Source organism: Streptomyces sparsus (assembly GCF_054776295.1).
Genome location: NZ_BAAHCA010001416.1, coordinates 1 through 869, shown reverse-complemented (window position 1 = coordinate 869; position 869 = coordinate 1). Strand labels below are relative to the sequence as shown.

Genomic DNA, 869 nt, shown 5'->3' with positions numbered 1-869 from the left:
GGGCGCGGGCCCGGGGGCGCCGGCGGTAGAGGCGCCGCTCCCACAGCGACCCGGGACGGGCCAGCCGGACCGCGCCGACCAGCGAGACGACGGGCACCAGCACCCCGAGCACCGCCATCCGGAACTTGCCCTTCGCCAACGCCACCAGCGAGCAGCAGACGTGGAAGCCGACCGTGCCCAGCACCGCTCCCCGGTCGCCGCGTTCCTCCTCGGTCAGCCCGTCGGTGCCGAACGGCGCGAAGCCCAGGAGGACCAGCCCGAGCAGGGCGGTGGTCAGCACCACGGCCTCGACGCTCTTGCGGCCGTTCTCGGTCCAGTAGACGTCGCTGAGGTAGACCACCAGCGCGAACTCGTCCAGCACCAGGCCGGTGCCGACGCCGAAGACGACCGCCGTGACGTACGCGACGGCCGAGCCGTCCGGGCGGCCGATGCTCGCGGCGAAGCCGCCGAACCCGCCCAGCACCATCAACACCACGCCGGGCACGACGTGGTGGATGTGGACGCCGCCGGAGGAGACGTCACGGAACGGGCCGTGCCCGGCACGGATGAGCCGGGTGATCGTGCGGGTCAGCAGAAAGGTCACCAGGAACGCCAGCAGGGCGAGCGTCAGCGGCAGTCTGCCCGCCTCGACGATGTCGCGGAGCCACCAGTCAGCCATGGCGCCAGGTTCGGGTGCCGACGGCCGTTAGCCTGACGTCCGATGAACGACACACCGCCACGTCCCACGGACGGCCTGCGCTTCGCCTTCGGCACCCTGACCGTGCTGCCCGTCCGGGTGACCCGCTGGGACCGTCCGGCGGCCCGTGCGGGCATGCTCTGCGCGCCGCTGGCCGGGGTCGTGGTGGGCCTGGCCGCCGCGGCGTTCGGCG

General features: G+C 73.6%; 1 protein-coding gene and 1 pseudogene. One reads left to right on the top strand and one right to left on the bottom strand.

Going from position 1 to position 869, the window contains the following annotated elements:
- On the bottom strand, window positions 1–658 hold a 658-nt coding region (locus tag ACYVE9_RS28780; protein WP_461030818.1), incomplete at its 3' end, for a hypothetical protein.
- A gap of 42 nt (window positions 659–700) precedes the next feature.
- On the opposite strand from ACYVE9_RS28780, the pseudogene ACYVE9_RS28775 reads away from it, so the two are divergent.
- Window positions 701–869 (top strand): annotated as a pseudogene (locus ACYVE9_RS28775) (adenosylcobinamide-GDP ribazoletransferase); the annotation flags it as partial.